The 14,381-nt window shown below is 58.2% G+C and carries 13 protein-coding genes and 1 riboswitch; of the genes, 6 read left to right on the top strand and 7 right to left on the bottom strand.

Features of this window, described 5'->3' with window-relative positions; translation table 11 throughout:
• Window positions 1-56: 56 nt before the first annotated feature.
• Entirely contained in the window at window positions 57-869 is an 813-nt protein-coding gene (locus EGO55_RS04365) for an arylamine N-acetyltransferase family protein (protein WP_021691908.1), read from the bottom strand.
• A gap of 209 nt (window positions 870-1,078) precedes the next feature.
• Between EGO55_RS04365 and EGO55_RS04360 the strand changes: the two genes are divergently transcribed.
• From EGO55_RS04360 to EGO55_RS04340, 5 genes are all read left to right on the top strand, one after another.
• Window positions 1,079-1,711, top strand: coding sequence for a tyrosine-type recombinase/integrase (locus EGO55_RS04360; RefSeq protein ID WP_021691907.1), 633 nt, complete (start codon window positions 1,079-1,081; stop codon window positions 1,709-1,711).
• A gap of 239 nt (window positions 1,712-1,950) precedes the next feature.
• Window positions 1,951-2,182, top strand: a riboswitch (cobalamin riboswitch).
• 188 nt (window positions 2,183-2,370) lie between these two features.
• Window positions 2,371-4,311 carry a TonB-dependent receptor plug domain-containing protein gene (locus tag EGO55_RS04355; protein ID WP_040717652.1) on the top strand — a complete coding sequence of 647 codons (1,941 nt, stop codon included), beginning with the start codon at window positions 2,371-2,373 and terminating at the stop codon, window positions 4,309-4,311.
• Between the two features lie 82 nt (window positions 4,312-4,393).
• Window positions 4,394-4,954, top strand: a complete 561-nt coding sequence (locus EGO55_RS04350) for a hypothetical protein (RefSeq protein ID WP_021691905.1) — start codon at window positions 4,394-4,396, stop codon at window positions 4,952-4,954.
• Window positions 4,954-5,877, top strand: coding sequence for a cobalamin-binding protein (locus EGO55_RS04345; RefSeq protein ID WP_021691904.1), 924 nt, complete (start codon window positions 4,954-4,956; stop codon window positions 5,875-5,877). Before EGO55_RS04350 ends, EGO55_RS04345 begins: the two co-directional genes overlap by 1 nt.
• 158 nt (window positions 5,878-6,035) lie before the next feature.
• The gene (locus tag EGO55_RS04340) at window positions 6,036-6,290 is read left to right on the top strand and encodes a hypothetical protein (protein ID WP_021691903.1); all 255 of its coding nucleotides are present in this window, start codon (window positions 6,036-6,038) and stop codon (window positions 6,288-6,290) included.
• Window positions 6,291-6,391: 101 nt separating this feature from the next.
• Here the strand turns inward: EGO55_RS04340 and EGO55_RS04335 are convergent, their stop codons facing one another.
• The 4 genes from EGO55_RS04335 to EGO55_RS04320 are packed head-to-tail and all read right to left on the bottom strand — an operon-like array spanning window position 6,392 to window position 11,552.
• Entirely contained in the window at window positions 6,392-7,168 is a 777-nt protein-coding gene (locus EGO55_RS04335; RefSeq protein WP_021691902.1) for a glucose 1-dehydrogenase, read from the bottom strand.
• Window positions 7,165-8,349 carry an LLM class flavin-dependent oxidoreductase gene (locus EGO55_RS04330; RefSeq protein WP_210766641.1) on the bottom strand — a complete coding sequence of 395 codons (1,185 nt, stop codon included), beginning with the start codon at window positions 8,347-8,349 and terminating at the stop codon, window positions 7,165-7,167. The genes EGO55_RS04335 and EGO55_RS04330 overlap by 4 nt, the downstream gene beginning before the upstream one ends.
• 46 nt (window positions 8,350-8,395) lie before the next feature.
• The gene (locus EGO55_RS04325) at window positions 8,396-9,211 is read right to left on the bottom strand and encodes an SDR family NAD(P)-dependent oxidoreductase (protein WP_124916706.1); all 816 of its coding nucleotides are present in this window, start codon (window positions 9,209-9,211) and stop codon (window positions 8,396-8,398) included.
• 10 nt (window positions 9,212-9,221) lie between these two features.
• On the bottom strand, window positions 9,222-11,552 hold the full coding sequence (locus EGO55_RS04320; protein ID WP_052023827.1) for a TonB-dependent receptor: 2,331 nt from the start codon (window positions 11,550-11,552) through the stop codon (window positions 9,222-9,224).
• Between the two features lie 318 nt (window positions 11,553-11,870).
• Between EGO55_RS04320 and EGO55_RS04315 the strand changes: the two genes are divergently transcribed.
• Window positions 11,871-12,806 carry a helix-turn-helix transcriptional regulator gene (locus tag EGO55_RS04315; RefSeq protein ID WP_021692015.1) on the top strand — a complete coding sequence of 312 codons (936 nt, stop codon included), beginning with the start codon at window positions 11,871-11,873 and terminating at the stop codon, window positions 12,804-12,806.
• A gap of 347 nt (window positions 12,807-13,153) precedes the next feature.
• Here the strand turns inward: EGO55_RS04315 and EGO55_RS04310 are convergent, their stop codons facing one another.
• Both EGO55_RS04310 and EGO55_RS04305 read right to left on the bottom strand, forming a co-directional pair.
• Entirely contained in the window at window positions 13,154-13,384 is a 231-nt protein-coding gene (locus tag EGO55_RS04310; RefSeq protein WP_021692016.1) for a hypothetical protein, read from the bottom strand.
• A gap of 145 nt (window positions 13,385-13,529) precedes the next feature.
• Window positions 13,530-14,042 (bottom strand): hypothetical protein, encoded by a 513-nt coding sequence (locus EGO55_RS04305; protein ID WP_021692017.1) that lies wholly within the window; start codon window positions 14,040-14,042, stop codon window positions 13,530-13,532.
• Between the last annotated feature and the right edge of the window lie 339 nt (window positions 14,043-14,381).

Below are 14,381 nucleotides of genomic sequence, written 5' to 3'. Positions count from 1 at the left end.
ATCAGGGAGCCGTTTCGACCGGCCCAATGTCTGCTATGTTGGCGGCAGCGGCCATTTTACGCGTCAGAGTTCACGCTGGCACGACTCCAAATCGCTTCACATCGCGGCGGATCGATCTGAAATACATGTTCGAGCAGGGATTTGAACGTGGAAAAGTCGCCGACCGGCCGCTCGACGATACCTCGTGGCGAGATTGTACGCCAGGTTGCATTCACTAGGCTCTCGATCCGATCCGGAAAATGTCGCTGGATCACGAGATTGGCCCGGAAGGGTGATGCATCGTTTTCCATCAGCCAGCGTTGAGAACCGGCTAGTGCGGCTTCGTCGGTATAGTCGGGGCGAAAATCGAAGGTCGGAGCGCTACCAAACGCATGATTATGGAAGCGCAGCCAGTCGCCGTCAGCTGGCTTTATCGCGAAATCATACCCGTTCTGGGCGATCGGGCCAATAACGAGCGGAACCGGATCGACAAGTGCATCGCCCAATCCCGCTTCGGCCAGCCAAGGTTCTTCAAGGTCGATCCGCAGCGTCAGGTGATTGCCGAGTGCCAGATCGCCCATATCCGCTCGCCGGACACCACCGCAGAGCCGCGTCACAGTGAAGCCGCAGGCGGACAGGGCCGCGCCTAGCAGCCCGTTCATCTCATAACACCAGCCGCCCCTACGTCCTTCCACCATCTTGGCGAAGGTGGTGTGCGGCGCGAGGCTGGAGGGCCAGCCCATGAAACAATCGATGGCTTCCCAGGTGAAACCAAGCGCATGCCTTTGATGGATCATCTTCAGCGCAGCGATATCGGCCTGCTCGGGCCGGGCGACGCCAATCCGGGCCAGATAGGCATCCAGTTGGGCATCTGTGAGCTTCAGGTCCATTAAGAATTCTCCTGCATGGGTTTCATGCAGGAAGGAGAAATAGGCGTGATACAACAACGAAACAACGCTGCAACTGCGCGATGCGAATGGAGGCCCACTTTCGCTAAGCTTAATTGGCGGCTCAAAAATCAGCAATGTCAGCGTCAGCGCTTAGTCCCAAGAACAGCGATATTCTCCCGGTGGCCATGTCGGCCAATTGGAGAAGTGTTATGGGACATTCAGACCTTGACCCTGCCGTCCACCAGCGGCGCCCATGGAATGCTGGCCAGAATGTGGGGGCAAAACGCCCCCTTAAACCGCGAGATATCTGGGCCATCCGTTTTTATCTCGATGAACACAATCGACTGCGTGATCGGGCACTCTTCGATCTGGCAATCGACAGCAAGCTACGAGGCTGTGATCTGGTAAAGCTCAGGATTGGTGACGTTGTTAGTGGAGCTCTTATCCGTAACCGCGCGACGGTGATCCAACAAAAGACGGGCAGGCGAGTGCAATTCGAAATCATGACCGAAGCACGCAGGAGTCTGGACAATTGGTTGCAGCGCCGTGGCGGAACGACCGTCGATTTCGTGTTCCCCAGCCGGATTGATTACATGGGCCATCTGAGCACACGGCAATATGCTCGCCTGGTGGATGAATGGGTCACAACTGTTGGTCTCAATTCTAGAGAATATGGGACACATTCAATGCGACGAACCAAGGCGTCGCTAATCTACAAAGCGACCGGTAACCTGCGCGCCGTGCAAATCTTGCTTGGACATACCAATATTGAGAACACTGTCAGATATCTGGGCGTAGACGTGGACGATGCCCTGACCTTATCCGAGCGAACTGACATCTAGTCCCATGCCGGCCTTCGGCCTAACCAAGGGCCGGTAATCGCATTGACCCGCGGGAAGCTGCCTGTCCGGTAACTCCAACATTGCGGTCACTCCCTACGCCGGCCGTTTCGAGATTAAACCAGATAAGGGAACTACAACCGAAAACCCGATGCACATTCGGATAGCGTAGCGAGCCGTTGCAATATGTAAGCGCGTGAAAATACTTGAATTGAAAACTGGGCCCTCCTATCGGCTGCAGCGTCGGGTTGCCTCGTGCGGCCCGACACGATTGCGTCGGTACCGGGAACACAGTGCAAGCATGAATTTGCTTTAAGCTGAGGCTATCCCTGTAACTGTATGCGGCGAGTGCGATATGCGTGTGGTTCCTTGCGGATACACAGCCACTGGACGATAAAAATTGGATCGACCGGGAAGGTGCATTTCAAACGATGACCCGTGAGCCAGGAGACCGACCGGCGCATGTCGCTCATGCCTTGGCTCAGGGACTGGCCGTGGCGCGAAACGATTTCGTCTGAGCGACGAACGAGCGGCGGGAGCCGCATCGTCATGGGTCGGCGAGTGTCATCTTGGCACCCGCCCGTCGGCCTGTGTCGACCGTTCGCGCGGACGCTCCTGCCACCAATGTCGCTTGAGGTGCCAGGGGCTTAGTCGTTTCTGCTATGAAGACCTGTATTACTATTTGTGCCAGCTCAGCTTTGCTGGCGCTTGCCACCGCCGCTCACGCCAATGAGGGTGAACACGCCGATAACAGTAAGGATGCGCGCGCGGACAACATCGTCGTTACCGCCGACCGTTTGGGGGATGGCATCGCCTATGACCTGGTGGGTGGATCGGTCACCCTGCTTGATGCCCGGACGCTCGCCGATCGCCAGACGCGCAATGTTTCGGATATTTTGCGCGATGTCCCCGGCCTAGCTGTCAACCGCATCGCCGGCCTGACGCAGATTCGTATGCGCGGTGCCGAAGGTGACCATACGCTGGTGCTGGTCGATGGCATTGAGGTGTCCGACCCCTATCATGGTGAGTTTGATTTCGGCACCCTCATTGCCGATGACGGTGCGCGGATCGAGGTGCTGCGAGGACAACAAAGCGCATTATACGGATCGGACGCGATCGGCGGCGTTATCCATTATATCACCGGTTCGGGGGCAGAGGCACCGGGACTGCGTTTGCGCGCCGAGGTGGGGTCATGGAATAGCGTCAACGCGGGCGCGCGGATTGCTGGTGTGTCCGGCAATCTCGACTACGCCTTGACTGCATCGCTGGTCAGCACTGACGGTGTTCCTGATGCCATCGGTGGCACGCGCGATCTGGGTCGGGACACCATCGCCGCATCGTTCAAGATCCGATGGGACGTTGCGCCCAATGCAAGGTTGATAGCCGTCGGGCGCTACAGCTGGAGCGATCTTGATTTTAACAACAGTGACTATCGCAGCGGATCACCGACTTTCGGCTACAGCATCGATTCACCGGGCTCCTTTGTACGCTCCCAGGCGATTTATGGCTTGGTGCGCGCCGAAGTGGAACTGCTTGACGGGCGCTGGACCCATAATGTCTCAACTCAGTTCGCCGACATTAATCGCGACGGTTACGATTATGATGCACCCAGCTATGGTGACCGGGGCAATCGTATCAAAGCATCCTATGATACGGCTCTGCGCTTTGGGTCGCCTCGCGTGCAACACCGTATAGGTTTCGCGGTTGATCTTGAAGACGAGCGATATCGTAACACAGACCCATCCGGCTATGCCTTTACGGGCACGCGCAGCAATAGCAGCGTCGGTCTTGTCGGGAGTTACGACCTCAACGTGGATGACCGCCTCGCTGTCGGAGGCTCGTTACGGTTTGACAACAACCAGAGGTTCGATAGCGCAACGACATATCGCGTGCAGGGCAGCTACCGTTTTGGCACCGGCACACGCCTGCGCGCCGCAGCCGGTTCAGGGGTGAAAAATCCGGGATTTTACGCGCTGTTTGGCTATGTCGACGGACGCTACATCGGCAACCCCAATCTGCGCCCGGAAAAATCGCGCGGATGGGAAGTAGGCCTCGAACAAAGTCTGGCGAATGATGCTGTACTCCTCGGGGTCACTTGGTTCCAGAGCCGGTTAAAGGGCGAGATTTACACCAGCTATCCAGCGCCCGATTATTTCGCGACGCCCGCTAACCGGACGAGCGATTCCACACAGCGGGGGATCGAAAGCTTTGCCGCAATCCGCCTCGGCGACGCCTGGAGAATTGATCTATCCTACAGTTGGCTCAAGGCGAGAGAGAATGGGGTGGAGGAAGTGCGTCGCCCCCGCCACATTGGCAGCGCGGCGATCAGCTGGCACGCCCCGGCAGACCGGGCCAGCGCCACATTGGTGGTGCGGCATAACGGGGACCAGATCGATCTGGCCTATACCAATCCCAATTTCATTCCCGATCGCGTCGTGTTGGATGCGTTCACCACGGTCAATTTCAATGCCACGCTGGCATTGAGCCCCGCAGTCACCTTGAATGGGCGCATCGAGAATATGCTCAACGAGAAATACACCGAATTATTCGGTTTCCGTGCAGCTGGGCGCGCCCTCTTTGTTGGCGTCAACGCGCGTTTCTAAACGATCAATCTTGACTGGTCGCGGCGATGCAGGACCGTCGTCGTGACCAGTATTTCCCATTCCTGAAAGCAGGGGAAACCCTATGACTATTGCCATTCACCCACGTCTAATGCGCGCTGTTGCCATCAGCTATGCCTGGCCCACGTTGCTCGGGCTCGTCGCTTTTGTCGGTGCGTTAGCGAGTGCTTGCGCCACACCATTCGTCGCACTTGCCGTGCTTGCTGCAGTCACTATGTCGCCGCGCACCGCATGGCAGGCGGTCGCGGTTATATGGCTGATTAACCAGATGCTTGGTTTTATCGTTCTGGGCTTTCCTCACACAGCCCAGACCTTTGCCTGGGGTGGAGTAATCGGCCTGTCCGCCGGTGTTGCTCTCGTAATCGCCCGCAAATTAACGGCGAACCGGGCGCAAACGCCAACGCGGTTGCTTTGCGCTCTAGCGATCAGTTTCATAGGTTATGAGGCCGGAATTTTTGCCTTTGCCAATGTTTTGGGTTTGACCTGTCCTTTTACTCCCGCGGTAATTGCCCAAATCGCGCTGAACGATGGGCTGTGGTTTGCACTTCTTTATCCTTTACATCTTGTCATGCGGAAGCTGACACCGGGCTGGTTCAATCGCACGGTGGCGCGAGGTCACGCGTGATGGACACCCCGCGCATTATATCTTTGCTCCCCAGCGCTACCGAAGTGGCAGTTGCGCTGGGGTTTGGCGATCAGATTGTTGGGCGATCCCATGAATGCGATTTCCCCCCCTATATCGCCGAACTGCCGCCTTGCACCGCGACTAAGGTGGCTAAGGGTTTGCCATCGCTCGAGATTGAAGAGCGCGTGCAGGGCATTTTGCAGCAAGGGCTGTCGGTATATTCGGTCGATACCGGTATGCTTCACCGGCTCAACCCTGACGTGATATTGACGCAATCCCAATGCGCAATTTGCGCGGTCACTCCGCGCGATCTCGAAGAGGCGCTAGCCACTTGGGTGGGGCGCGCACCAAAATTGCTCAGCCTCTCACCCGAAACGCTTGATGAATTGTGGGATGCGTTCCGTTTGGTAGCGCGGACTCTGAATGTCGAGGAGCGTGGCGAAACCGTTATCGCGGAATTGGCGGAGCGCCTCGACCGCCTGGCGAACCGTAGCGCAAATCTGGCCCGTCCGCGTGTGGCGGCCCTTGAATGGATCGAGCCGCTCATGGCTGCGGGCAACTGGGTGCCAGAACTGATCGATGTGGCGGGAGGGGAAAGCCTGTTTGCCGTGCCCGGACAGCATTCTCCGTGGATCGACTGGGATACGCTGGCGAAAGCCGATCCTGAGGTTATCGTGTTCATGCCCTGCGGCTTCACGATTGGCCGCTCACTTGAGGAGATGCCGATACTCACACGAGATCCACGCTGGACATCATTATCGGCTGTGCAGGCTGGTCGGGTATATCTGACGGACGGCCACCACTTCTTCAACCGCCCGGGCCCGCGTTTGGTGGAATCGGCCGAGATATTGGCTGAATTGCTGCACCCGAACCATTTCGATTTCGGTCACCAGGGGAAGTCATGGATTGCGATCGAAGCGTAGGGTTCGTCAAACATCAGCCTCCCACAGCCTATAGTCGACCAGAATTGGTCAACATTGCCAGAACGACGAATGTCCGCTTGCCCCAACGTTTCTGCCGAAGCGGGCGTTCTGACAACGCCAACATTGCGGACATTCGCTTGCCATGAGATATTGGAGCTATGTACCGCAAACACGCTGATCGTCTGATTGTTCGCGATGTGAAACAACAGCTCAAAGAGCTGCAAGCGCGGCTAGAATGGGCAGATTGGCGTTTTGCGGTCACAGCTTCGTGCGCCGAGCATCCTGAATGGTATCGACACCATCTCCCGCATCTTCATCAAAGCGTCAGGGCACTGTTGCTAGATGGCGGCGTTGATGTGAGTGAGAAGCCGGTTCCCTTCACTATCGTGGGCAATGAATTGCCAGGCAGCTAGAATGTCTGCTCTCCCCAACATTTCCGTCGAAGCGGGCCTTCCGGCAACCCGAACACAGCGGACGATGGGGTAGCTATATGATCCACGCCGAAGCCACCCCGTCACTTGGCCAGATAACCACCGTCAATCACGAGTTCCGTTCCTGTCGAAAAGTTCGCTTCATCCGAGGCAAGGTAGAGAACGCCATAGGCAATATCGCGCGGGTCGCCGAGATGCCCGATGGGATGGCGAGCGATTTGCTCGTCCCTGAACGCCGGGTCACGTTCCAGCGCGGTTTCCACCATAGGGGTGAGGCACATGCCCGGATGAACCGAGTTAACGCGGATCGGCAGTTTTTTCGCCGCGCAATGTAGCGCTGCCGCCTTGGTGAGCGAACGCACTCCGCCCTTGCTCGCGCTATAGGCCGCCGTTGCATAGTCAGCGACATAAGCCATGGTGGAGGAGATGTTCACGACAGAGCCCTTGCGCCCGCCGGTAGCCATCAGACGGATCGCCGCGCGCGTGCCAAGAAACACCCCGTCCAGATTGATCGCCATGACCTTGCGCCACAAAGCGAAGTCCATATCCATGTCGCCATAGGGGCCAATGCCCGCATTGTTGACGCATATGTCGAGCCCGCCGAACTGCTCGGCAACGGCAGCCATCGCATCATCCCACGCGCATTCACTGCTGACATCGATCGCATGAAACAGCGCGCGCCCTCCGGCCGCTTCAATCGCCGCTGCAACCCTGCGCCCGCCTTCCACGTCGATATCACAGACCATAACGCGGGCACCTTCTTCGGCCAGCAATCGGGCAATAGCTTCCCCCAGCCCGCTCGACGCGCCGGTTACCAGGGCAACCTTGCCAGCGACGCGCCCGTTTGCCTCTCTGTTCATGCCATTCGTTCTTTGTGTTTATCGATGGCCTGCTGCGTTGCCTGCATGACGGAGCCGAACAGTTGGCCGCGATTGTCGGCGATCCATTGCAGGGACTGGCTGCGGCGATCGCGGTTCTGGAAGCGCGGCATGACGTAGCGCGAAAACAGTTCGTAGCTCTTCTGCGTCGCTTCCCAACTGGCGGCATTGTGTGCCAGCAGCAGGAACGTGCCGAAGCCGCCCGACTGATCGAGCATTTCCTCGATCCGGTCCGCGACATCATCCGGTGTGCCACAAGTCAGCGTGCCGAAGGTCATCCAGGCGTTTTCGCACCACGACCGGGTCGCATCCTCGCCCGTTTCGATCCCTTCGAAACACGGAAGCTGCGCGCCCATCCTGCGCATATAGTCGAGCACATTGGGAATAATCCCTTGCGAAACCTCGGCAAAGGCCTGCTCGCGCGTTTCAGCGATGTGGATCGGCGCCACGATACGCCATGTGTCGCGGTGAACCTGCCGCCCGTTTTCGCGCGCGACCTCTTCGCAGATCCGCCAGTGATCGGGCAAAGTGGCAAAGCCTTCCCCGCTCGATGCCGCCACCGACAGCATCGCGGCCCCGAGGCGCCCTGCGGTCACAGGTCCGCTGGGGGTGATTGCGCAGGCCACCGCCACTTCCATCCCGCCGCGCTGATAGGGCAGGTTCTGCAGGCGTGCGTCCTTCAGCTGGAACCAGCCTTCATCGCGCGTCACCACTTTGCCATCCAGAAGATCGACAATGCATTTGAGCGATGCGCTCATCATATCGCGCTGCTTGCGCGGATCGATCCCCATCATGACCGCATCGGACGGCAATTGCCCCGGCCCGGCCCCGAACATGATCCGTCCGCGCGTCTGGTGGTCGAGCTGGACCATGCGGTCCGCCAGAATGAGCGGGTGGTGATAGCTGAGGGAACTAACCCCGGTGCCAAGGCGGATACGTTTGGTCCGTTCGGCCACTGCGGCAATGAACACCTCGGGGGAGGCAATCGCCTCGAACCCGGCGGAGTGGTGTTCGCCGATCCAGGCTTCATCAAAATCCAGCTGTTCCATCAACTGGACCAGCTGCATGTCGCGTTCCAGCGTCATGGTGTGGTTTTCGCTGAGCGCATGATAGGGGGCGATGAATGCGCCGAACTTCATGGTATCGGGCCGGTATTGCGTCATAAGTCTCTCAATCAAATAGGTCGGTAGGCGCTGGAACGGCCCCGTTTCAGCCCGGCATGGCGATGCCGGGGTTGCGGCGTTCGAGCATGGCTTCGGCCCGTTGGCGGTACAGCGTGTCGAGCGGATCGGGCTGCGGGATGATCCAGAACTGCCCTTCGTCGATCCCGGCAAAGGCACGCGCGGCAAGTTCGTCAGGCGTGATCCCCTGATTGACGGTAATGTCCCGCATCATGCCGACGGTCCTGTCGCTGGTGGTGTCGTCCTGCATGGTCACGGTTTCGCGGAAGATGTCCGTCTGGACCGGGCCGGGGCACAGCACCGATACGCTGACCGGGGCCTGTTCGCCTTGCAGTTCCAGCGCCAGCGTTTCGCTGATTGCCAGAACCGCAAACTTGCTGGCCGAATAGGGACCCATGTAGGGTGCGGCGATAAAGCTCGCCATCGAACCGGTGTTGATTACCCGGGCCGGGCGACCTGCGGCAATCATCCGAGGGACGAAACTGGCAATGCCGTGAACCACGCCCAGGACATTGACCTGCAATTGCCATGCCCATTTGTCAGCCGGGATATCCCAGCTTTTTCCGCCGATCAGCACACCGGCATTGTTGAACAGCAGGTCAACCTGCCCAAACGCGGCGTAGGCATGGTCGGCCAGCGCCTCGACAGAGGCTGGATCGCGCACATCGACAGCACATGACGACACCGGGCCATCAAGCGTGGCGGCAAAGGTCTGTAAAGCCGCTTCATCGATATCGGCCAGCACCACCCGCATCCCGCGCGCCAACGCAGCCCGCGCCAACCCGCTGCCAATCCCGCTGGCGGCCCCGGTAATCACCGCAACTTTGCCTGTATAGGCTGTCATGGTGCCCTCCTCAGAAGTCGAACTTCACATCCACGCCATAAGTGCGCGGTTCGGCGTATGAGACCCCGGCAAAACCGAGCGACCCGAAATCGATCCCGGCATAGAGGTAATCCTTGTTGGTGATGTTCTTGCCCCACAGCGCGACTGTGGCGCGCGTCGGCCCGAGATCGATATCCGACAGGGCAATGCGCGCATCGAAACGGCCCGCACCGCCATCGGCGATCTCACGGTTGAACGGGTTCAGCCGATCGAGGGGATGGAAATAGATTTTTCCGCGATAGGTCCAGTCAAGCCGTGCGGTGAGCTTGCCCACGTCCGCTACTTCGGTGTCGTATTGCACACCGGCATTGACGGTGGTGCTGGCCGAATAGCTGAAGCGCGCTTCGTTCGCGACATCGACCAGCTCGTTCGTCTCCGCATCGCGGATCACAAAGCTCTTGTATTTACGGTCAACGTAGCCAAACGACCCGTTGAAGGTCAGGCCCTTTGCAGGTTGGGCCACAACTTCAGCCTCGATCCCGGTATAGGTTGCCTTGCCGGCGTTGACCGTGATCGTTGAGGCACCGCTGCTTCCGGCGAGGAACTGGCTGACCTGCAAATCCTTGTAGCGCGAATGGAACGCGGTGAGATTAAACCGCAGGCGCCGGTCAAGCAGTTCGGTCTTGAGTCCGGCCTCATAGGAGATGATCTTTTCCGGATCGAAGCTCCCGCCGACAGAGCGCGGGTTAAACCCGCCGGCCTTGTAGCCCGTCGCCACCCGCGCATAGCCCATCACCCGGTCGGTAAACCGGTAATCTGCGCTCACCGCCCAGTTGAGCTGGCTGAACTTCTTGCGCAGATCGCGCGGGATCGAGGCGATCTGGTCCATATGCTTGCGGTCTTCGGTATAACGCAGCCCACCTGTCAGGCTGAGCTTGTCTGTTGCCCGGAAAGTCGCCTGCCCGAACACCGCCGCCGATTTGGAGGTATGCTTGTAATAGAATGGCGGATCGAGATCGGTGGCAAAATAGTTTGTCGTCAGACCGCCGCCGAGCGGGATGGCCACAGGCGATTCCATGATCAACGCCAGCTGCGAAGGGTTATTTTCGCTCGCCTTCTCGCGATAATAGAACCCGCCCAGAACGAATTCGATCTTGTCACCGATCTTGCCCAGCAGGTTCAGTTCCTGCGAAAACTGCTTCTGCGCCCGTGCGTTTACGCCGGAAAACAGGCGAATATCATTTACGCCGAGCGACACGAACTTGTAGTCGGGCGGCGTGATGATGGCGGGGCTGACAGTCAGACCGCGCAGACCATCGTTGCCATCCATATCGGCCTCGGCCACCGTATTGGTCCATTTGCGGATGCCGGTAAGCGAACGCAAGGTCAGGTTATCGGCCAGATCAGCCTCGATCGTCAGCGTGTGACCACGCACCTTGTCGTGCAGCAGCCCCTGCCCCAGCCGCAAGGTATTGAGCCGATCCCGCGAATAGACGAGCGGGTTCCCGCCCAAAGCCTGCGAATTGGCGAAATAGCCGGCAATATCCGACCGAACGTAAGCTAGCTGGAACGGAACAGCATAGCTCTTCGCGTCGTTATAATCGAACGCGTAGTCGACCCGCACAGGACCGCCGTTATCGAACCGCGCCGCGACGCGGAACGCGTCGGTGTTATAGGCCCCCGGATCGCGCTTGTCGGGCTGGTTGAGATCATCGGCGTAGCCGTTGCGTTGCTTGTGCACGTAGGACAGTTTGAACTTCAGCCCGGACTTGGCGATCTCGCCCGTGTCGACACTGGTCCGCGAGAGCATGTAGCCAAGATTGCCATACCCGAAGGTCTGCGAACCCTTGAACGTGTCGGCAGGTTTGGCGGTGATGAAATTGACGGCGCCGCCCGTCGTATTGCGGCCATAGAGCGTGCCTTGCGGTCCGCGCAAAACCTCGACCCGCTGCAAGTCGACCAGATCAAACACGGCGCCTGTCGTCCGCCCGATCACCACGCCATCGACATAGATACCCACCGGGGAATCCACCGTCAGCACTGGATCGGATTCCCCGATTCCGCGAATATGCACGGTAATGTTGGTCGTCGATGCCGGGGTAATGCTAGTGGTCAGGTTCGGCGCGACCGAGCCGATATTGCTGATGTCCGAAATGCGCCGCGCCTCAAGCGCTTCGCCGGTCAGAGCACTAACCGCGAGCGGGGTATTCTGAAGATTTTCCGCCCGCTTTTGCGCGGTGACAACGATTTCCTGCAAACCCGCAGGGGCCTCCGCTGCATCCTGCGCCATGGCCCCGCTTGCACAGACTGCCGTCAGACACGATGCGGCCATCAGCGCACTCACTCGATATGTAGCGTTCATTCCCCGTTCCCTCATTTTTGTTGTTTCGGGATTGCACAGAAGGTCGAAAAGAACCTCCGGGTACCGTTCCCGAATGCGAGCGCAGGCCTAAAGGAGCGCAGAGCAGTCCGTCCCGGACAGTGATATTCGCAATTCCGCAAGGCGGCTCAAATGTGTTCGATTTCCTGCAGAATGGTTCCTGCGTGCGATTTTCGGCAGCTTTTCAAAACAACACGTTGGAAAAACAAGGCAGCTCTGACAGAACTCACCCCAACACACAGCGACCGCCAGATCGCGCACCGATCGGCGGCACCCTTAACAGAGGGAGGAGGAACAACGATGTCTTTGCCGGGTACGCACGACAGGAAAACCACAACCCGCCACATATTTCCGAATTGCGCGGTCGAGATCATTCATGCTGACAAAAGCGATGACGGCTATGTCGAGGAATTCGGCAACAACACGCATCATGTGGTCGGGGCCAAGATCGCCTGCAACGGCACATACCGGTCGACATGGCGCTTTATGGGGCCAATCAGTCCGGTCCATAAGCCTTGCGACATCCTTTCCTATATTCCGCCCAATGTCCCCTGGGGGACCGTGGCCGAAGGCCGCGGGAAGGCCGCAGGCGTATCCTGCCATTTTAGTCACGAGTACTTTCGCGCGGTGACCGGGATTGATGACGACCGGTCCATCAGCCACCTGGAGACCTGCAGGGACATTCACGGGGTCACGATCAAGCAGGGGCTACGGCGAATTTACAGCGAAATCATCCGGCCCGATTTTGCCTCTGATGCGCTGGTGAACTCGTTCGCAGGTATTATCGCTCTCGAAATGGCCCGCTATTTCAAACGTGCCGCAGCCAAGCGGCGGCGGACGCACAGCCATACCATGGAGCAGCAGGATCTGCTGCGGATCAGGGACTATATATATGAATGCAGTGAGGAACGGCTGCTGATCTCAGATATCGCAGCCTACCTTGGCTGTAGCGAACGCCATATCCACCAGACCTTCCGGGTAAGCTTCGGCATCACCCCCCACGACTTCATCAAGGCCGTAAAAATCCGCAAATCAGTCGATCTGCTGAACGAAGGCGTCCTCAGTATCAAACAGATCGCACACAATGTCGGATTTTCGCGGCAAAGCAGTTTTTCTGCTGCATTCCGCGCCACCACCGGGGCGACCCCTGCCGAAACACGCCGACTGGGCCGGACAGACTTTTCATGCCTGCATATCGGCAATGACGCCGTCCGCGCCGCCATCATGGGAAGGTAGAATGAGCAGCAACATTTCGCCTGCAGTTCTCGCTTTTCTCCACTTTGGTGCACCAAAGAGGAGAAAAGCGAGAACTGGGCGATTGACCTGCCCCATCAGGCTGGCCCACCGGATAAGTTAGAGTTCCGGCGAACTGAAGTGCTTGAGAATGGTGGTTGGTACGTTGTTCGAAAGCCATCAAGCGTCCGCTAACCCCTAACATTCCTGCCGTTCGGGTCGCATGTGGACCACACTGAAAGCTGCCATCTGCTGCGGCGCATGGTGCGATGAATATACAGTCCGTTTCAAGGAGCGCGTTGGGGAGTTGGAACGTCCGGCACGTTGGCGGTGGGCGGCGTTTTGGGGGTTCAATCGAGCGTCACAATTGAATGTCTAAGTCGCACATTGTCGAGCAGATGCTCAATCGCGGCGCACTGTGCATCGGTTCCGTTTAGTCTGACATCCCAATTGCAATGGGCATGCGTCGCCGTGTCACGCACGATAACCTTGCCAAGCACCCGCTGCCATGTCTGCGAAGTGCCGCCTCTCTCGCGGATAAGGCGGGCGATAAGCAGCTGTTCGAGATCGGAGGCAGTCATGCTCACGGCTTAGACACTGTTGACGGTCAGGCAAGCAGACATTCGGTGCCAATCTGATGAAGCAACGATGGGTTTCGAGGATCAGCCGCCGAGCGGCACGCGCCCTCTATGTCGATGGCTGGCACGACTATCTGGAACCGCCCGTTTATAGCAACCGACTGTCATAAGCCCACTGAAGGAGGGCCTGTCTCTGCCGTGGGCGGCAAAAAGGATCGCCGGGATTACAGTGCTTTACGATTTGTGCGGCATGGCGTTTGAAGGCTCTCCAGCGCGCAATCTGACGGGCATCCTCCTGCGGCAGCCTTCGTCCGGAATAGTATCGGCAGTACCACTGAAACCATCCGCGCGGGTCATCCGGGTATATCCAGCCCTTGTCGATCCAAACGCGAAGAGGAACACTTGCACGCACCCCGAAGTAGTTCAGTGAACAATCCGGACGATCAGAAGCCAGCCTGGCATCTACAAACCAATCTTCTGGAAATTCAGCTTTGCAGTCCGTCATGTACTTGCCGCAGAAAACACCCAGGCGCAGCATCTCTGCCGGCGTAAGTTCGGGGGTGAAGGTGGGGGCGAAGTTCTCGCCCATGGCTACGGAGCGGGTGTAACGATAGCCCTGCTGCATGAGATCGTTGACGACTATTTCGGTTTGCGTGTGCATCGATCACATTTAGCGTTCCCCGGGATGATCGCAACGGATCAGTGCGCTGCAGACGCACATGCTAAGGCCTGCGCCGTAGTGACCAGATCAATGAGGAAATCGCGGTAATCAGTGCGGCAAATGCGTACACCAACGTGGAATCGATGATGGGCATGGGGAACTCCGATTCTTGACCGGGTTTGTATGTTCATTTTTTGTTCTGTGTAGGAAAGTGGTTTTCAGCTTCTGATCAGATCACGGCTGTGCCGTTGGGCCAGACCACCAGCATATCTGTGTTCTTTGGCGCACCTTCGATAATTCCACTTGAACCCCAGGCGTTGTCGAGCAATGTAGCCCCGC

Origin of the sequence: Caenibius tardaugens NBRC 16725 (assembly GCF_003860345.1) — a bacterium.
GTDB lineage: Bacteria > Pseudomonadota > Alphaproteobacteria > Sphingomonadales > Sphingomonadaceae > Caenibius > Caenibius tardaugens.
Note: the sequence above shows the minus strand (reverse complement) of the source record. Positions and strands in the feature narration are given on the sequence as shown.